Consider the following 18,483-nt stretch of genomic DNA (forward strand, 5'->3'; position numbering starts at 1 on the left):
GTTGCCGAAGGCTGCGATCTTTTGATTTTCAATCAGTTCTTATCCAGATCGACGTTACGTGTCTCTCGCAGGCACAACATCCCCACCACCAGGCTCACCCCGGTGATCAGCACCGGATACCACAGCCCATAGAAGATGTCGCCGGTGTACACCACCAGGGCAAATGACACGGTCGGCAGGAAACCGCCGAACCAGCCATTACCGATGTGGTAGGGCAGGGACATCGAGGTGTAGCGGATACGGGTGGGGAACAGTTCGACCATCAGCGCCGCCAGCGGGCCGTAGCACATGGCGGAGATGATGATCAGCGCGACGATCAGGGCCACGATCATTGGTTTGTTGATCTGCTGCATGTCGGCCTGTTGTGGGTAACCCGCCAGGGTCACCGCGCCACGCAGGGCGGCTTCGTCGAAACCGTCGATCTTCATGTCACCGACGCTGACCTGCACATCGCTGCCGGCCGGGGCTGCTGCGCTCTGGTACGGCAGGCCTTGCTTGACCAGGAAGGTCTTGACCTTGTCGCATGGGCTGTCGAATTTCGCCTTGCCTACCGGGTCGAACTGGAAGGTGCAGGTGGCCGGGTCCGCGAGCACGGTAATCGGCGCCTGGCGGCTGGCCTGGTCGATGGCCGGGTTGGCGTAGTGGGCCAGGGTCTTGAAGATCGGGAAGTACAACACGGTGGCGAGCAGCAGGCCCAGCATGAGTACCGGTTTGCGCCCGACCTTGTCCGAGAGCCAGCCAAAGAAAATGAAGAAGGGTGCACCGATGGTCACACTGACGATCAGCAAACCGTTGGCCACTGCGGGGTCCATTTTCAGGAACTGGGTGAGGAAGAACAGCACATAGAACTGCGCAGCATAGAAGGTCACCGCTTGCCCGGCGTTGATGCTGAACAGGGCGATCAATACCACCTTGAGGTTTTCCCACTTGCCGAAGGAATCGCGGATCGGCGACTTGCAGAGTTTGCCTTCCTCTTTCATTTTCACGAACGCAGGCGACTCGTGCAGGCTCAGGCGAATCCAGGTCGAGATGCCCAGCAGGATGATCGAAAACAGAAACGGAATGCGCCAGCCCCAAACTTCGAACTGATCGCCCGTGAAATAGCGGCAACCCAGTACCACCAGCAGCGACAGCAACAGGCCCAGGGTGGCGGTGGACTGGATCCAGCTGGTGTGGAAGCCACGTTTGCCCATCGGCGCGTGCTCTGCCACGTAGGTCGCGGCGCCGCCATATTCACCACCCAGTGCCAGGCCCTGGAGCATGCGCAGCACCACGAGGATGATCGGCGCGGCGATGCCGATGCTCGCGTAATTGGGCAGCAGGCCGACGCAGAAGGTTGCCAGGCCCATCAGCACGATGGTGGCGAGGAAGGTGTATTTGCGCCCGATCATGTCGCCCAACCGGCCGAACACCAGGGCGCCGAATGGCCTGACAATGAAGCCGGCGGCGAACGCCATCAAGGCAAAGATGAACGCGGTGGTGTCGTTGACCCCGGCGAAGAACTGTTTGCTGATCACCGCCGCGAGGGCGCCGTAGAGGAAAAAGTCATACCACTCGAAAACCGTCCCGAGCGACGAGGCGAAGATGACTTTCTGGGTTTCCTGGCTGGTGCCCGCGCTACGCACGGCTTCCAGGGGCTGAACGTGTTCTGACATATCGGTATCCCTCACAGTGATTGTTTTTGTTGTTCCACTGTCGGCGCTTTCCTTGTGGGCGGGCGCCGCGTTTATCCATAAATCGGGGTGTACCCGTTACCCGTAGGAGCGAGCATGCTCGCGATGCACCTGAGAGCACCGCGGGGTGTCAGGTTTCCAGCGTCATCGTTGACGGCCATCGCGAGCATGCTCGCTCCTACAGTGTCCGTGCAGGGTTCACGGGTGTGTGGCCAGTTCCTTTTCCGGGGTGAGGCTCCTTGTGTCGGGGTTGAGGATCAGTTGTGCAGCCTTCTCCGCGATCATCAGCGTAGGCGAGCAGGTGTTGCCCGAGGTGATGCGCGGCATGATCGAGGCATCGGCGATGCGCAGGCCGGGGATGCCGTGCACGCGCAGTTCTGCATCGACCACCGCGTCCGCGTCGTTGCCCATGCGGCAGGTGCCGACCGGATGGAAAATCGTCGTGCCGATCCGCGCGGCGGCTTCATGCAGCTGTTCCTCGCTCTGCAGGCTGTCGCCGGGCAGGTACTCGACCGGTTTGAACGCCCTCAGGGCCGGCGCGGCAACGATGCGCCGGGTCAGGCGGATGGCATCGGCGGCGACCCGCAAGTCTTCCGGGTGGCTCAGGTAATTGGGCTGGATCAGCGGCGCTTGTTGTGGATCGGCAGAGCGGATCTGCACCGTGCCCCGGCTTTGCGGACGCAGATCGCAAACCGATGCGGTGAAGGCCGGGAAGGCGTGCAACGGCTCACCAAAGCGCTCCAGCGACAGCGGCTGCACGTGGTACTCGAGGTTGGCCGAGGTTTGCTCGGGCCCTGAACGCGCAAAGGCCCCCAACTGACTCGGCGCCATCGACAACGGACCGCTGCGGTCATACAGATAACGCAGGCCCATGCCCATCTTGCCCCACAGGCTGCCGGCGATTTGATTGAGCGTTCGGGCATTCTCCAGCTTGTAGATCAGCCGCAGTTGCAGGTGGTCCTGCAAGTTGCCGCCAACGCCGGACAGTTCATGGACTACACCGATGCCCAGGCGCTGCAGCAGTGGGCGAGGGCCGATGCCGGAACGCTGCAGGATGCTCGGTGAACCAACGGAACCGGCGCACAGGACGATTTCCTTGCGCGCCTTGAAAGTCTTGGCCTGGCCCTGCCAGCGGGCGCTGACCGCCGAAGCACGAGCGTTTTCCAGCATTACGCGGTCGACCTCGACACCGGTCAGCACCGTCAGGTTGGGGCGCTGGCGGATCGGTTTGAGAAAGGCCTTGGCTGCATTCCAGCGGATGCCCGCCTTCTGGTTGACCTGGAAATAGCCGCAACCTTCGTTATCGCCCTGGTTGAAGTCGTCGATGCTGGCGATGCCGCTTTGTTCGGCGGCGCTGCGAAAAGCATCCAGAATCAGCCAGGACAGGCGCTGGCGTTCAACCCGCCAGTCGCCGCTGCCGCCGTGAAACGTTGATTCGCCGGCAAAATGGTTTTCGCTCTTCTTGAACAACGGCAGCACGTCTTGCCAACGCCAGCCAGGGTTGCCGTCAGCCGCCCAGCCATCATAGTCGCCGGCCTGGCCGCGCATGTAGATCATGCCGTTGATCGACGAACATCCGCCCAGTACCTTGCCGCGTGGGTAACTCAGGGTACGACCTTGCAAGCCCGGTTGCGCCTCGGTCTTGAAGCACCAGTCGGTTCGCGGATTGCCGATGCAGAACAGGTAGCCCACCGGGATGTGGATCCAGGCGTAATTGTCGCGACCGCCGGCTTCGAGCAGCAGCACGCGGTGTTGCGGGTTGGTCGACAGGCGATTGGCCAGTAAACAGCCGGCCGGCCCGGCCCCGACCACGATGTAGTCGTATTCATCAAGGGAAGCGTGCATCCCTGACCTCGCTTGTTGTTCTTGTTGGGGACCATCCTAGTTGTTAGCTTTCGTTAAAAGAATGTTAGTTTTTACCCAGCTACTGTTCGTTTTTAAACAACGCTGACCAAGGGATGGACGATGTTCGACTGGAATGACCTGCGGTTCTTTCTCGAGCTACAGCGAAGCGGGCGTTTGCTCACTGCTGCGCGCCGTTTGAACACCACCCATGCCACCGTGGCGCGGCACATCGAGGCCGTTGAAAAGAGCCTGGGCACCGCACTGTTCGTGCAGCATGCCCAGGGGTATGAGCTGACCCCGGCGGGCGAAGCATTGCTCAAGCACGCCGAGGCGATGGAGAACGTCGCGCTGCTGGCGCAGGAAGAAATCACCCAATCCACGGCGCCGCTGGGCAAGATCCGGGTGGGGGTGACGGAAGGGCTGGGCATCATGTTCCTTGCCAGCCGCATGAACGGACTGTTCGAGCGCTACCCCGGACTGGAAGTGGAACTGGTGGCGGTGCCGCGCTTTGTCAGCATCCTCAACCGCGAGGCGGAAATCAGCATCCACCTGGAGCGCCCGGCCGCCGACATGCTGGTCACGCGCAAACTGGCGGACTATCGCCTGGCGCTCTACGCCAGCCAGGACTACCTCGACCGCTCCCCGGCGCTGCGCAATCGTGAAGACCTGGGGCGCCATGCCTGGATCGGCTACGTCGACGATTTGCTGTTCAGCCAGGAATTGATGTTCCTCAACAGCTTCTGCCGCAACCCGCAGGTGGTGTTCCACAGCACCAGCGTCATCGCCCAGCAACAGGCCGCGCGCGCAGGTCTTGGGATCGCCGTGCTGCCGTGCTACATGGCCAGTGCCGATCCTGGCCTTGTGCCGTTGCTCCCCCAGGAGAGCATCCTGCGTAGTTACTGGATCAGTACCCGTCGCGAGTTGCACAAGTCGGTGCGGTTGCGGGTGATGTGGGATTACGTGGTGGAGTTGTGTGAGCGTGAGCAGGAGCTGCTGCTGGGCCCCAACCCTCCCGTGATTTAACGGTGCCTCGGATACCACTGTAGGAGCTGCCGCAGGCTGCGATCTTTTGATTTTTCAAGATCAAAAGATCGCAGCCTGCGGCAGCTCCTACAGAGGGAGACCGTGTTTCAGGCGAGGATTTCAAACGCCGTACTGGCCAGCCGCTCGCCATTCACCAACACATGTACCGCATGCTTGCCCGCGTAATGCCGGCGGGTGGTCAGTTCCTTGATGTGTTGGCCGCGGGTGATCGGTTGTGTGGCGTTGCCTGGTAGCGTCAAGGCCTTGAGCTTGAAGACCTTGGCCGAGGTGCTGCCGTTGGCCTTGACGTAGTCGATGGCGTAATCGATCACCAGGCGCTGGCTGTTGTGTACCGTGGACTTGACCGCAAAGGACAGGGTGATTTTTTCGCCGAGCCCGATCACCGGCGGATTGACCTGCACATCGATGATCTGGACTTCAGGTTTGCCGCCCGCGCCAATGATAGCCAGGGCGCGCAGGTTGCCCTGTTTGATCAGGCTGCGCAGGGCATGCCTGGCGATCCATGCGGTGTGCGGGTTGTCCAGCGACCAGCCCTCGATCAGGTCCAGTACCCACTCGGGCTGGTCCTTGGTGATGTCATTGAGGTGATTGGCCACGGACTTGCGCACGTAAAGGCTGGGGTCGGCCTTGAGATTGTCGAGGATCCCGGCGGCCAGTCGCGGGTCGGCCTGGACCGGCTCCAGGCGAAACGACCAGGGCAGGCGCGGCCGGCAACCTTCGCTGGCGAGGCGCCGGACATGTTCGTTGGCGTCCAGCGACCAGTCATGCATCAATTGCAGCGAGCGTTGCAAATCGTCGCGCAGGAAATGGCGGATGGCGAACTCCGAGGAACCGAATGCGGTGAAGTACTTGAGCGCCTCCATCGACAGTTCGAACCGCTCCGCGCCATAGGTCGCCACGTAATGCGGCAGGCACATGCTGACAAAACTGCTGTTGAGGCGAGGGGCGAGGGCGCGCAGTACTTCCAGCGATGCTTCATAACCCAGCGGCAATACCGCGTGCAAGCATTCGCTGACGCGGGCCAGGCGCCGCATCACCGACAATTCGGCCAGGCCATGGTTGGCCAGTTTCAGGAAACCCTTGGCGTCGAAGTCGGGATACACCGCCGTCATCTCGGCGGCGATGTGCCGCAGGCGCTCGGCGTTGAAGATTTCCTTGAGAGCGGTGTCGCCAGCCATGTTGGAGTCCGTGTGTGATAGGGGCGGGGTGCCGGCCAGGAGGCCGGCACATTCATCTCAACCGTTCTTCGCCTGCTCTTCCAGCTGGTCCGATTCGAATAACCGTGCCAGTTCCGCCCGCGCTTCCTGCGCCGTCTGCTTGACCTTCACCGCGTCGTCGTAGATCGCGTGCTGGGCTTCGAGCACCTGTTCGTCGTGATGCTTGAAACGCTTGATCCGTGCATCGGCCTGTTCGGGCGTCAGTCCCAGGCCGATCAATGTCTGCCGGCTCATTTCCAGACTGGAGTAAAAGGTTTCGCGCACGGCGTGGGCGCCCAGGTCCACCAGGCGATGCACATGCTGGCGGTTGCGGGCGCGGGCAATGATCTTGATGTGCGGATAGAGCTTGTGCACCAGTTCGGCGGTCTTGATGTTGGTGTCCGGGTCGTCGGTGGCGATGACGAAGAACTCGGCATCCGCAACCTTGGCCGCGCTGAGGATTTCCGGACGCATCGGGTCGCCGTAATACACCGGTACGCCGCCGAAGCTGCGCGACAGCTCGATGGTTTCCACCGAGGTGTCGAGGGCCACGAACTTGATGTTCTGAGCCCGCAGGATACGCGCGACGATCTGCCCCATACGGCCCATGCCGGCGATCACCACACGGGGCTCATCGGCGTCGATTGCGCGAAATTGCTCCGGAACCACCACCGGTTGCACCTTCGGGCTAACCAGTCGGGCGCACAACAACATCAACAGGGGCGTCAACGCCATCGACAGGGTGATCGCCAGCACCAGCAAGTCGTACAGGCGTGGATCGAACAGACCATGATCACGGCCGATCTTGAACACCACAAAGGCAAATTCACCACCAGCCGCCAGTACAATACCCAGGCGAATGGCGCTGATCTTGTTCAAACCGCCGGCCAGTCGGCCGACGACAAACAGCAACGGCAGTTTGACGGCGATCAGCAGCAGGGTCAGCCCCAGCACCACGATAGGCTCGCGCAGCAGCAGGCCGAGGTTGGCGCCCATGCCGACACTCATGAAGAACAGCCCCAACAGCAGGCCCTTGAAGGGTTCGATCTGTGCTTCCAGCTCGTGCCGGTATTCGGAGTCTGCCAGCAGCAGGCCGGCAAGAAATGCACCGAGGGCCATGGAAATACCGGCCAGGTCCATCAGCCAGGCTGTGCCCATCACCACCAGCAACGCGGTCGCGGTGGACACTTCCGGCAAGCCGGTCTTGGCGACCACGCGAAACACCGGACGCAGCAAGTACCGTCCGCCGATCACCACAATGGCAATACTGACGAGCACGCGAAGGCCCTGGTTGACATCGTCGACCGCGCTGACGTTTGCGCTACTGCCTGCCAGCAGCGGTACCATGGCGATCAGCGGGATTGCGGCGATGTCCTGGAACAGCAGGATCGCGAACGCCAGGCGGCCGTGGGGGCTGGTCAGTTCCTTGCGCTCAGCCAGGCTTTGCAGGCCGAAGGCGGTGGACGACAGGGCCAGGCCCAGGCCCAGCACGATCGAGGTGTTCAGCGGTTGCCCGAAGACATACAGCGCCAATACGCCCAGCAGCGCACCTGTCAGCAGTACTTGCGCCAGACCGACGCCGAACACCGCCTTGCGCATCACCCATAAGCGCCGTGGCGACAACTCCAGACCGATGATGAACAGCAGCAACACCACGCCGAGTTCAGAGATGTGCGCGACACTTTCCGTATTGCCGATCAGGCCCAGCCCCGAGGGGCCGATGATCACGCCGGCAAACAGATAACCCAGCACCGCGCCCAATTGCAGGCGCTTGGCCAGGGGAACGGTGAGTACGGCGGCGAGCAGAAATACGACTGCGGCTTGCAACAGACTGCCTTCATGGGGCATTAGAAAAACTCCATCAACTCGGTACGGCGGGTCGACAAGGATAAAGGCTGGCCTGGGTTCAAGGCTATCGCGCAAAACAGTTGTCGAGCGGACATCGCCGTCGCACTACAGCAATTCCCCCAGGTCCCAGAGCCGTACAAGCTCAGCGGGGGCCTGGTTTTCCGGCACTTTCAGCACCATTTGGTCGTCCTGTTCGCCTGCGCGGTAGTGCAGCTCGATCTGGTAAAAGCGCTGATCCCCCCCACCCGAGGCCGAGCTGGCCAGCGGCAGGCACCCTTCGAGCAGGCCACGGATGCGCGAACGCTGCTCGAGATCGCATTGCGCGAATTCGATTTCCCGGGGGCGCGTCAGGGCCTGGATTGCGGCAAAGCCACCTTGGCGAGACAGGCGCACAACGGCCCGGTCGTCCAGTGTCGGCAGGGTTTTCATGGTGCCTCCTGCGTCGTCTCGACGCCTACTTGTGACCAGCCGCGCTGCACCACCCGCGCTTCATTGGCGCTGAAGCGCCGACGCGCATGCTCCACGGTGAGTTTTGCAAAGGCACTGAATGACGTCTCATGACTCAAGCGCTTGTCACACAGTGCGTCGTACCAGATGAGCCCGGCTGTTTCCCAGGCGAATCCACCCAAGGCCTTGGCGGCCAGGTAAAACGCCCGATTGGGAATGCCGGAATTGATGTGCACGCCGCCATTGTCCTCCTGGGTGATCACGAATTTGCGCATGTGGTCCGGTTGCGGGTCCTTGCCCAGCAGTGGGTCGTCATAGGCGGTGCCCGGGTGGGCCATCGAGCGCAAACCGACGCCCTTGATCCGCGGGGTCAGTAAATCCGCGCCGATCAGCCAGTCCGCCTGGTCGGCGGTGTGCCCCAGCAGGTATTGCTTGGTCAGCACGCCAAACACATCCGACAGCGATTCATTCATCGCCCCGGACTGGTCGGCATACACCAGGCCCGCTTCGCTCTCGACCACGCCGTGGGTCAGCTCGTGCCCGACCACGTCCAGCGAGCGGGTGAAGCGCTGGAAGATTTCCCCATCGCCGTCACCGAAGACCATCTGCGATCCGTTCCAGAAGGCGTTCTCATAGTCCTGGCCATAATGCACGCTGCCGATCAGGGCGAAACCCTTATCGTCGATGGAGTCGCGGCCCAACACTTTCCAAAAGAAATCGTAGCTGGCCCCCAGCGCGTCGTAGGCCTCATCGACCGCCGGATCACCGCTCGGCGCCTGGCCTTCGAGGCGCACCGGCATGCCGGGCAGGAGCATCTTGCCCTGGGCATCATGCACGCTGCGCTGTACCTGGCCACGTTTGGAGGTTGCCGGCAGGATCGCGGCGGCAGCTGGACGCACCGGTGGGCCAGGCGTATGCCGAAGGGTACGCACATGGGCCAGTGTGCTCATTGCGCTGGAACGCTGGTGTTCAGATCCATGCGCGACGATACGGTGCAGAATGTAGGGCGGAATGAAACTGCGCAGGTCAGTCATCAGAGCATCCTTTCTGAGCGCGAAGTCGATACTTATGTGAGCGGCGCAGGGGTATTCGGTTCCGCCGGTTGCCATTGGCAGCAGTTTCTGCGAAAACCTGCGTCCGCGCCCGCAAGTCCAGGGCACTGTAGATGAGTTAAGAACATGAACGACGAACTGCAAATCATTGATCTTGAACCGGGTGACGGCAAGGCCGTCGTCAAAGGCGCACTGATCACCACCCAATACCGCGGCTGGCTGGAGGACGGTAGCGAATTCGACTCTTCCTACAGTCGAGGCAAGCCGTTCCAGTGCGTGATCGGCACCGGTCGAGTGATCAAGGGTTGGGACCAGGGCCTGATGGGCATGCAGGTCGGTGGCAAGCGCAAATTGCTGGTCCCGGCGCACCTGGCCTATGGCGAGCGTACGATGGGCAAGATCCCGCCGAATTCGAACCTGATATTCGAGATTGAATTGCTGGAAGTGCTAACGCGGGACGATTGAGTGCGGAACATGGAAACACGAACGCCGATCCGTTGAGACCGTTTGTATCCCTGTAGGGGAAAGAGCCAAAAAAAACGCCGCCCTCGAATTCGGGGGCGGCGCTTTTTTATTGCAGTGGACGTCAGGTCAAACCTTGACGATCCAGCCCGCTGGCGCCTCGACGTCGCCAGTTTGCACGCCGGTCAGCTCTTTGTAGAGCTTCTGGGTGATCGGGCCGACTTCGGTTTCGCTATGGAACACGTGCAGGTGGTCGTTGTAGCTGATGCCGCCGATTGGCGTGATCACGGCGGCGGTACCGCAAGCGCCGGCTTCCTTGAAGTCCGACAGCTTGTCGATGAACACGTCACCTTCGATCACTTCCAGGCCCAGGCGCGTTTTAGCCAGCTCAATCAGCGACAGGCGGGTGATGCCCGGCAACACCGACGGCGAGTTCGGGGTCACGAACTTGTTGTCGTGGGTGATCCCGAAGAAGTTGGCCGAACCGACTTCTTCGATTTTGGTGTGGGTCATCGGGTCCAGGTAGATGGCGTCGGCGAAGTGCGCCTTCTTGGCCTGGGAGCCTGGCATCAGGCTGGCGGCGTAGTTGCCACCGACCTTGGCTGCGCCAGTGCCTTGCGGGGCCGCGCGGTCGTAGCTGGAGATCAGGAAGTTGTGCGGGGTCAGGCCGCCCTTGAAGTAGGCGCCGACCGGGATGCAGAAAATCGAGAAGATGAACTCGGGTGCGGTACGCACGCCGATGTTGTCACCCACGCCGATCACGAACGGACGCAGGTACAGCGCGCCGCCAGTGCCGTAAGGCGGGATGAAACGCTCGTTGGCCCGCACCACATCCTTGCATGCTTCGATGAACTGCTCGGTGGACACCTGTGGCATCAGCAGGCGCGCGCAGCTGCGTTGCATGCGCGCGGCGTTCTGGTCCGGGCGGAACAGGTTGATCGAACCGTCCTTGCAGCGGTAGGCCTTCAGGCCCTCGAAGCATTGCTGGCCATAGTGAAGGGCCGTGGAGCCTTCGCTGATGTGCAGCACATTGTCTTCGGTCAGGGTGCCTGCGTCCCACTCGCCATTACGCCAGTGCGACAGATAGCGCTTGTCGGTCTTGATGTAGTCAAAACCCAGCTTGTCCCAATTGATGCTTTCGTTACCCATGACACCCTCTATCACTTAACAACCGCCGAAACGGTTCAATGTTTCTGACGTTTTCTGGATGGGGACAACAATACTTCATTCCGGACCCATTTCGCAGCCCGGATTTGATCGTTCCCACGCAGAACGTGGGAACGATCATGCGTGGGGGTCACAGATGCAGTGCGTGGCCAAGCGCCCGCAACGCCGCTTCCTGTACCGCCTCGCCCAGCGTTGGATGCGCATGAATAGTGCCGCCGATGTCTTCCAGCCGCGCACCCATTTCCAGGCTTTGCGCGAATGCCGTGGACAATTCGGAGACGCCGACGCCCACCGCCTGCCAGCCAACGATCAGATGATTGTCCCGACGAGCGACCACGCGCACGAAGCCGCTCTTGGACTCCAGCGTCATTGCCCGGCCATTGGCGGCGAACGGGAAGTTCGACACGATGCAGTCAAGACCTGCCGCCTTGGCCTCGTCCGGGGTCTTGCCGACCACCACCAGTTCCGGGTCGGTAAAGCAGACGGCGGCGATGGCGGCGGGGTTGAACTCGCGGTGCTTGCCGCTGATCAGTTCGGCCACCATCTCGCCCTGGGCCATGGCCCGGTGGGCGAGCATCGGCTCGCCACTGAGGTCGCCGATGGCGTAGACGTTGCGCATGCTGGTCTGGCAACGGTGATCGATCTTGATCGACGCGCCGTTCATCGCAAGGTCCAGCGTTTCTAGGTTCCAGCCCTCGGTGTTTGGCTTGCGACCCACGGCCACCAGTACCTGATCGGTCTCCAGGTTCAGGATGCCGCCATCCGGGTCGCGTACTTGTAAGGTATTTGCTGATGAATCAAAGCCTTGCACGCTATGCTTCAAGTAAAGTTTCACGCCAAGTTTCTTCAATTCGTCGTGCACGGGCTGGGTCAGTTCGCCGTCGTAGGCCGGCAGGATGCGTTCCTGGGCCTCGACCACGCTGACGTCGGCACCGAGCTTGCGATAGGCAATCCCCAGTTCCAGGCCGATGTAGCCGCCACCCACCACGACCAGGCGTTTGGGCACGGATCTCGGTGCCAGCGCTTCGGTGGAGGAGATGATCGGCCCGCCAATCGGCAGCATCGGCAAGTTCACGCTTTTGGAGCCAGTGGCCAGCACCAGGTGCTCGCACTGGATGCGCGTGTCGCCGACGTCGACGGTTTTGCCGTCGACGACCTTGGCCCAGCCTTGAACGACCTGGACCTTGTTCTTTTTCAGCAGGGCGGCGACACCGGTGGTCAGGCGGTCGACGATACCGTCCTTCCATTCCACGCTTTTGCCGATATCCAGGGTCGGCACCGAAACGCTGATACCCAGGGCCGAGTGCTGGTTGTGCTGTTGCGTCTGGTGGAACTGTTCAGCCACGTGAATCAGTGCCTTGGACGGAATGCAGCCGATGTTCAGGCAAGTGCCGCCCAGGGATTGGCCTTCCACCAGGATGGTCGGAATGCCCAGTTGGCCAGCACGGATCGCGGTCACATAGCCGCCAGGGCCGCCGCCGATGATCAGCAGCGTAGTGTGCAAAGTTTGCATGGTGCTCTCCGGCAAAAATCAGTCCACAAACAGGGTGGCGGGTTGTTCGAGCAGGCCACGGACGGCCTGGATGAATTGTGCCGCGTCCATGCCGTCGACCACCCGGTGATCGAAGGAGCTGGAGAGGTTCATCATCTTGCGGATCACGATCTGGCCTTTGATCACCATGGGCCTCTCGACGATTTTGTTCACGCCGACGATCGCCACTTCCGGCAGGTTCAGCACCGGGGTGCTGACGATGCCGCCCAGCGCGCCGAGGCTGGTCAGGGTGATGGACGAGCCGGACAGTTCGTCGCGGCTGGCCTTGCCGTTACGGGCGGCCGTGGCCAATCGGGCGATTTCAGCGGCACTGTCCCACAGGCTGCGAGCCTCGGCATGGCGAACCACGGGCACCATCAAGCCAATATCGGCTTGGGTGGCGATACCGACATGCACCGCGCCCAAGCGGGTGATGACCTGGGTTTCGTCATCGTAGCGCGCGTTGATCTGCGGGAAATCACGCAGGGCGACGACCAGGGCGCGCACCAGGAATGGCAGCAAGGTCAACTTGCCGCGGCTGGCACCGTGTTTTTCGTTGAGGTGCGCACGCAGTTCTTCCACGGCAGTGACGTCGATTTCCTCGACATAGCTGAAATGGGCCGCGCGTTGCGTGGCGTCCTGCATGCGCTGGGCGATCTTGCGACGCATGCCGATCACCGGGATCTGTTCTTCGTCGTTGCGCTGGGCGTAAGCGCTGCTGACGGTCGACGCATTCGACTGAGCCTGGGCCAGATAAGCCTCGAGGTCTTCGTGCAACACACGACCCGCCGGGCCAGTGCCACGAACCAGGCGCAACTGGATACCGAGGTCCAGCGCATGCTTGCGCACCGCCGGGGAGGCCAGGGGACGCTCATCGGCTTCGCGGGCGACCATTGGCCCCTGGCAGGCGGCGGCTTTCGGTGCAGCGGCAGCGACCGGTTTGGTCTCCACTGCGGTTTCGACTTTCGGCGCAGCGACCGTTGCTTCTTTTACCGGTGCCGGTTGCGCAGACTCCCTGACGTTGCCCGCGCCTTCGACTTCGATGCTGATCAGCACGCTGCCGACCGCCATCACTTCACCTGGCTGACCGCCAAGGGCAATCACCTTGCCATGCACCGGCGACGGAATATCCACCATTGCCTTGTCGGTCATGACATCGGCCAGCACCTGATCTTCGACGACCATGTCGCCGACCTTGACGTGCCACTGTGACAACTCAACTTCTGCAATGCCTTCGCCAATGTCCGGCATCTTGATAACGTGCGTGCCCATTCAGACCTCCATGACCCGTTTCAACGCCGCGCCCACACGGGACGGCCCTGGGAAATACGCCCACTCTTGCGCGTGCGGGTAGGGGGTGTCCCAACCGGTGACGCGTTCGATCGGCGCTTCCAGGTGGTGGAAGCAGTGCTCTTGCACCAGCGCCGTCAGTTCGGCACCGAAACCGCAAGTACGAGTCGCTTCGTGGACGATCACGCAGCGCCCGGTTTTCTTCACGGACTTGACGATGGTTTCCAGGTCCAGCGGCCAGAGGCTGCGCAGGTCGATGACCTCGGCATCCACGCCGCTTTCCTCGGCGGCCACTTGCGACACGTACACGGTGGTGCCGTAGGTCAGTACCGTGACGTCCTTGCCCGGACGGGCAATGGCGGCGACATCGAGCGGCACGGTGTAATAGCCGTCTGGAACCTGGGCGGCGGGGTGTTTCGACCAAGGGGTTACCGGACGGTCGTGATGGCCGTCGAACGGACCGTTGTACAGGCGCTTGGGCTCGAGGAAGATCACCGGATCATCGTTTTCGATCGAGGCGATCAGCAGGCCCTTGGCGTCGTAGGGGTTGGACGGCATGACGGTGCGCAGGCCGCACACCTGGGTGAACAGCGCCTCGATACTCTGGCTGTGGGTCTGGCCGCCGTAGATACCGCCACCGCAAGGCATGCGCAAGGTCAACGGCGCGGTGAATTCGCCAGCCGAGCGATAACGCAGGCGCGCGGCTTCGGAAATGATCTGGTCGTAGGCCGGGTAGACGTAGTCGGCGAACTGAATCTCCACCACCGGGCGCAGACCGTAGGCGCCCATGCCTACTGCAGTGCCGACGATGCCGCTTTCGGAGATCGGCGCGTCGAACACCCGGGAGGTGCCGTACTTGGCCTGCAGGCCTTCGGTGCAGCGGAACACGCCGCCGAAGTAACCGACGTCCTGGCCGAACACCACGACGTTGTCGTCGCGCTCAAGCATCACATCCATGGCCGAGCGCAGGGCCTGGATCATGGTCATGGTGGTCGTGGTCATGGCGGTATCCAGCTGGATATTGTTGTTGTGATCGTTCATGTCAGATCCCCAGCTCTTGACGCTGGCGCTTCAAATGCTCCGGCATCTCTTTATAGACATCTTCGAACATGGTCGCGGCGCTTGGAATCTGGCCGCCGGCAAGGGTGCCGTACTGTTCGGCTTCTTTCTGCGCGGAGATCACCTCGGCTTCCAGTTCGGCGCTGACGGCGGTGTGCTCTTCTTCGGACCAGTGGCCAACCTTGATCAGGTGCTGCTTGAGGCGCGCGATCGGATCGCCTAACGGGAAGTGGCTCCAGTCGTCGGCAGGGCGGTACTTGGACGGATCGTCCGAGGTGGAGTGCGGCCCGGCGCGGTAGGTGACCCATTCGATCATGGTCGGGCCGAGGTTGCGGCGCGCGCGTTCGGCGGCCCAGGCAGAGGCGGCGTAGACCGCATAGAAATCGTTGCCGTCGACCCGCAGCGAGGCGATGCCGCAACCGACGCCACGCCCGGCGAAGGTGGTGGCTTCACCACCGGCAATCGCCTGGAAGGTGGAGATGGCCCACTGGTTGTTGACCACGTTGAGGATCACCGGCGCGCGATACACGTGAGCGAAAGTGAGAGCGGTGTGGAAGTCCGACTCGGCGGTGGCACCGTCGCCGATCCAGGCCGAGGCGATTTTGGTGTCGCCCTTGATCGCCGAGGCCATGGCCCAGCCTACGGCCTGGACGAATTGGGTGGCGAGGTTGCCAGAGATGGTAAAGAAACCGGCATCTTTGACCGAGTACATGATCGGCAACTGACGTCCCTTGAGCGGATCGCGCTCGTTGGACAGCAGTTGGCAAATCAGGTCCACCAGCGGTACGTCGCGGGCCATCAGGATGCTTTGCTGGCGGTAGGTCGGGAAGCACATGTCGTCGATGTTCAAGGCGAGGGCCTGGGCGCTGCCGATGGCTTCTTCGCCGAGGCTCTGCATGTAGAACGACATTTTTTTCTGGCGCTGGGCGACCACCATGCGGTTGTCGTAGATCCGCGTCTTGAGCATGGCACGCATGCCTTTGCGCAGGATGTCCACCGGTACGCCTTCGGCCCACGGGCCCAAGGCATTGCCCTGGTCGTCGAGCACACGAATCAGGCCACGGGCCAGGTCTGCCGTGTCAGCCGGTTCAACGTCGATAGGGGGTTTGCGCACTGTGCCGGCGTCGGTCAGGTGCAGGTAGGAGAAGTCGGTTTTGCAGCCGGGGCGACCCGAGGGTTCGGGGACGTGCAGGCGCAGCGGTTCGTACGCTTGGTTCATGGCTTCTACGCTCGATCTTGTGAATTTCTTGTAGTGAGCTGACAGATTTCATTCGGTGGAAGAAATCTTGTCCTACAACAATCATAGGCCCGCCCAAGAAGAATATTTTTCTGTGTTTCGTTGCGTTCAAGGTCATTTCCAGATAAAAAATCTGCATAAACATAAAAAACAGGTGTTTTTGTCTCATGCGCAAACTGGACCGTACCGATATCGGCATTCTCAACAGTCTCCAGGAGAACGCACGCATCACCAACGCCGACCTGGCACGCTCGGTCAACCTGTCACCGACGCCATGCTTCAACCGGGTCAAGGCTATGGAGGAGTTGGGCTTGATTCGTGAGCAGGTGACCCTGCTGGACGCCGATCTGCTTGGGCTGCACGTCAATGTGTTCATCCACGTCAGCCTGGAAAAGCAGGTGGAGGAGGCGTTGCAGCATTTCGAAGAGGCGATCTCCGATCGGCCCGAGGTGATGGAGTGCTACCTGATGGCCGGCGATCCGGATTACCTGATTCGGGTGCTGGTGCCGACCATTCAGTCGCTGGAACGCTTCATGATGGATTTCCTCACCAAAGTCCCCGGCGTTGCCAATATCCGTTCGAGCTTTGCGCTCAAGCAGGTGCGCTACAAGACGGCGCTGCCGTTGCCTGCCAATGGCTTGACCTTAGGCACCTGATACGGTGCTCCTGCCTTGATCGTTCCCACGCTCCGCGTGGGAATGCATCCCGTGACGCTCTGCGTCACATCCGGAGCGGAACGCGGAGCGTCCCTGGCGGCATTCCCACGCGGAGCGTGGGAACGATCGAGGGGGGGGGTCAGAACTTGTTCAGGGGGATTTTCAGGTAGACCACGCCATTGTCCTCCGCCGGCGGCAGATTCCCCGCCCGCACATTGACCTGAATCGCTGGCAGCAGCAGCGTCGGCATGCCCAACCCGGCATCGCGTCGGGTGCGCATGTCGACGAACGCGGTTTCGTCGATGCCGTCGCGCACGTGGATGTTGCTCTTGCGTTGTTCGCCAACGGTGCTCATGCAGTGCGGTTCACGGCCCTCGGGCGGGTAGTCGTGGCAGACGAAGAGGCGCACGCTGGCAGGGAAGGCCAGCAGCTTGTGGATCGAGGCAAACATCTGATGGGCGTCGCCGCCAGGAAAGTCGCAGCGGGCGGTTCCGACGTCGGGCATGAACAGGGTGTCCCCAACCAGGATCGCGTCGCCGTCGACCAGGTAAGCCATGTCCGCCGGGGTATGGCCAGGTACATGCAAGGCGGTGGCCTTGAGGTTGCCGATGCGAAATGACTCGTTCGGGGCGAACAGGTGATCGAACTGCGAGCCGTCAATGCAAAACTCCGGCTCAAGGTTGAACAGGGTCTTGAACACGCCCTGCACCTTGCAGATCGACTGGCCGATGGCGATCTTGCCGCCCAGTTCCCGGCGCAGGTAAGGCGCGGCGGACAGGTGATCGGCGTGGGCGTGGGTTTCCAGCAGCCATTGCACCTGCAAGCGGTGCTCGCGCACGAAGGCGATGATCCGGTCGGCCTGCAGGGTGCCGGTCCGTCCGGCAGCCGGGTTGTAGTCGAGTACCGGATCGACGATCGCGCATTGTCCGCCATCGGTTTCGTAGATGACGTAACTGTAGGTTGACGAGGCGTCGTCATAAAAAGCTTCAATGAGGGCGGGCATGTGGGTTTTTTCTTCAGGGGCAAGTCATGAGGTTAGATTCATTTTCCCTGCGCTGACCAGCCCACGACACATTCAGTTGATGAAAAAAACGCTGCGGGCTCTATCCTGTCACTCTATCGATACCGGGCGTTCCCGGCCTTTGTCATGGATTACGAGCGTTCTATGTTGCTGGCGAGTTTTTTTGGTGTGGTCATGGGGTTGGTGCTCGGTTTGACCGGGGCCGGGGGCGGTATTCTTGCAGTGCCGGCGCTGGTGTTGGGACTCGGCTGGAGCATGACCACGGCGGCGCCCGTCGCGCTGTTCGCCGTAGGCAGCGCAGCGGCGGTCGGTGCCATCGATGGCTTGCGCCATGGCCTGGTACGCTATCGCGCGGCGCTGTTGATTGCCTTGCTGGGCGCGATGTTTTCCCCGCTGGGCATCTACTTCGCCCATCGACTGCCGGAAAAAGTCCTGATGATCCTGTTCAGTCTGCTGATGGTCATGGTGGCTGCACGGATGTTGCGTCGCGAGCGCAAGGACCAGGGGCCCAGCGATCATGGTCACGCCAACTGGGGCCAGAAGAACTGCATGCTCGATCAGCAGACCGGGCGCTTTTCCTGGACCGCCAAATGCACCGCGACCCTCGCGGCCCTCGGTGCGGTGACCGGTGTAGTCTCTGGCTTGCTGGGTGTGGGCGGCGGGTTTCTGATCGTGCCGGCCTTCAAGCAGCTGACCGACGTGCAGATGCGCGGCATCATTGCCACGTCCCTGATGGTCATCAGCCTGATCTCGGCCATCGGCGTGATCGGCGCATTGCATGCCGGGGTGCGCATCGACGGGTCTGGCATGGCCTTTATCGCCGCCAGCATCGTGGGCATGATCATCGGCCGAAAGCTTTGCGCGCGAGTGCCGGCGCGGGCGCTGCAGGTGGGATTTGCGAGCATCTGCCTGGCAGTCTCCGCCTACATGCTATTGCGGGCAGGTCTCTGAATTC

At 61.7% G+C, this 18,483-nt stretch carries 16 protein-coding genes; 4 read left to right on the top strand and 12 right to left on the bottom strand.

What is annotated here, in order from left to right; genetic code table 11:
• Positions 1-32: 32 nt before the first annotated feature.
• A complete protein-coding gene (locus tag HGP31_RS13975; RefSeq protein WP_020798534.1) occupies positions 33-1,655 on the bottom strand; it encodes an MFS transporter in 1,623 nt (540 codons plus the stop codon).
• Between the two features lie 216 nt (positions 1,656-1,871).
• Positions 1,872-3,518, bottom strand: coding sequence for a GMC family oxidoreductase (locus HGP31_RS13980; RefSeq protein ID WP_168757978.1), 1,647 nt, complete (start codon positions 3,516-3,518; stop codon positions 1,872-1,874).
• Between the two features lie 120 nt (positions 3,519-3,638).
• Here HGP31_RS13980 and HGP31_RS13985 point away from each other — a divergent pair, with 120 nt between their 5' ends.
• Positions 3,639-4,541 carry a LysR family transcriptional regulator gene (locus tag HGP31_RS13985; RefSeq protein WP_020798532.1) on the top strand — a complete coding sequence of 301 codons (903 nt, stop codon included), beginning with the start codon at positions 3,639-3,641 and terminating at the stop codon, positions 4,539-4,541.
• 107 nt (positions 4,542-4,648) lie between these two features.
• Here HGP31_RS13985 and HGP31_RS13990 read toward each other — a convergent pair whose 3' ends face one another.
• The 4 genes from HGP31_RS13990 to HGP31_RS14005 all read right to left on the bottom strand — a co-directional run bounded on the left by HGP31_RS13990 (position 4,649) and on the right by HGP31_RS14005 (position 9,087).
• A complete protein-coding gene (locus tag HGP31_RS13990) occupies positions 4,649-5,740 on the bottom strand; it encodes a DNA alkylation repair protein (protein WP_168757979.1) in 1,092 nt (363 codons plus the stop codon).
• A 57-nt stretch (positions 5,741-5,797) separates the two neighbouring features.
• On the bottom strand, positions 5,798-7,606 hold the full coding sequence (locus tag HGP31_RS13995) for a monovalent cation:proton antiporter-2 (CPA2) family protein (protein ID WP_020798530.1): 1,809 nt from the start codon (positions 7,604-7,606) through the stop codon (positions 5,798-5,800).
• A gap of 105 nt (positions 7,607-7,711) precedes the next feature.
• Positions 7,712-8,035, bottom strand: a complete 324-nt coding sequence (locus HGP31_RS14000) for a protealysin inhibitor emfourin (RefSeq protein ID WP_168757980.1) — start codon at positions 8,033-8,035, stop codon at positions 7,712-7,714.
• Positions 8,032-9,087 (bottom strand): M4 family metallopeptidase, encoded by a 1,056-nt coding sequence (locus tag HGP31_RS14005; RefSeq protein ID WP_033045606.1) that lies wholly within the window; start codon positions 9,085-9,087, stop codon positions 8,032-8,034. Before HGP31_RS14005 ends, HGP31_RS14000 begins: the two co-directional genes overlap by 4 nt.
• Before the next feature lie 144 nt (positions 9,088-9,231).
• On the opposite strand from HGP31_RS14005, the gene HGP31_RS14010 reads away from it, so the two are divergent.
• Positions 9,232-9,570, top strand: coding sequence for an FKBP-type peptidyl-prolyl cis-trans isomerase (locus HGP31_RS14010; protein WP_151142442.1), 339 nt, complete (start codon positions 9,232-9,234; stop codon positions 9,568-9,570).
• Between the two features lie 126 nt (positions 9,571-9,696).
• Here HGP31_RS14010 and HGP31_RS14015 read toward each other — a convergent pair whose 3' ends face one another.
• From HGP31_RS14015 to HGP31_RS14035, 5 genes are all read right to left on the bottom strand, one after another.
• Positions 9,697-10,716 (bottom strand): branched-chain amino acid aminotransferase, encoded by a 1,020-nt coding sequence (locus HGP31_RS14015; protein WP_020798526.1) that lies wholly within the window; start codon positions 10,714-10,716, stop codon positions 9,697-9,699.
• 148 nt (positions 10,717-10,864) lie between these two features.
• Positions 10,865-12,247, bottom strand: coding sequence for a dihydrolipoyl dehydrogenase (gene lpdA / locus HGP31_RS14020; RefSeq protein ID WP_168757981.1), 1,383 nt, complete (start codon positions 12,245-12,247; stop codon positions 10,865-10,867).
• 18 nt (positions 12,248-12,265) lie between these two features.
• On the bottom strand, positions 12,266-13,537 hold the full coding sequence (locus tag HGP31_RS14025) for a dihydrolipoamide acetyltransferase family protein (RefSeq protein WP_168757982.1): 1,272 nt from the start codon (positions 13,535-13,537) through the stop codon (positions 12,266-12,268).
• On the bottom strand, positions 13,538-14,596 hold the full coding sequence (locus HGP31_RS14030; RefSeq protein ID WP_020798523.1) for an alpha-ketoacid dehydrogenase subunit beta: 1,059 nt from the start codon (positions 14,594-14,596) through the stop codon (positions 13,538-13,540).
• 1 nt (position 14,597) lies between these two features.
• Positions 14,598-15,833 (bottom strand): 3-methyl-2-oxobutanoate dehydrogenase (2-methylpropanoyl-transferring) subunit alpha, encoded by a 1,236-nt coding sequence (locus HGP31_RS14035; RefSeq protein ID WP_020798522.1) that lies wholly within the window; start codon positions 15,831-15,833, stop codon positions 14,598-14,600.
• A 185-nt stretch (positions 15,834-16,018) separates the two neighbouring features.
• On the opposite strand from HGP31_RS14035, the gene bkdR reads away from it, so the two are divergent.
• On the top strand, positions 16,019-16,507 hold the full coding sequence (gene bkdR / locus HGP31_RS14040; protein ID WP_008059350.1) for a Bkd operon transcriptional regulator BkdR: 489 nt from the start codon (positions 16,019-16,021) through the stop codon (positions 16,505-16,507).
• A gap of 139 nt (positions 16,508-16,646) precedes the next feature.
• On the opposite strand, the gene HGP31_RS14045 is transcribed toward bkdR, so the two are convergent.
• The gene (locus tag HGP31_RS14045; RefSeq protein ID WP_020798309.1) at positions 16,647-17,510 is read right to left on the bottom strand and encodes an MBL fold metallo-hydrolase; all 864 of its coding nucleotides are present in this window, start codon (positions 17,508-17,510) and stop codon (positions 16,647-16,649) included.
• A gap of 162 nt (positions 17,511-17,672) precedes the next feature.
• On the opposite strand from HGP31_RS14045, the gene HGP31_RS14050 reads away from it, so the two are divergent.
• The gene (locus HGP31_RS14050; RefSeq protein ID WP_020798310.1) at positions 17,673-18,479 is read left to right on the top strand and encodes a sulfite exporter TauE/SafE family protein; all 807 of its coding nucleotides are present in this window, start codon (positions 17,673-17,675) and stop codon (positions 18,477-18,479) included.
• Positions 18,480-18,483 lie beyond the last annotated feature (4 nt).

Origin of the sequence: Pseudomonas umsongensis (assembly GCF_012647205.1) — a bacterium.
Taxonomy (GTDB): Bacteria; Pseudomonadota; Gammaproteobacteria; order Pseudomonadales; family Pseudomonadaceae; genus Aquipseudomonas; species Aquipseudomonas umsongensis.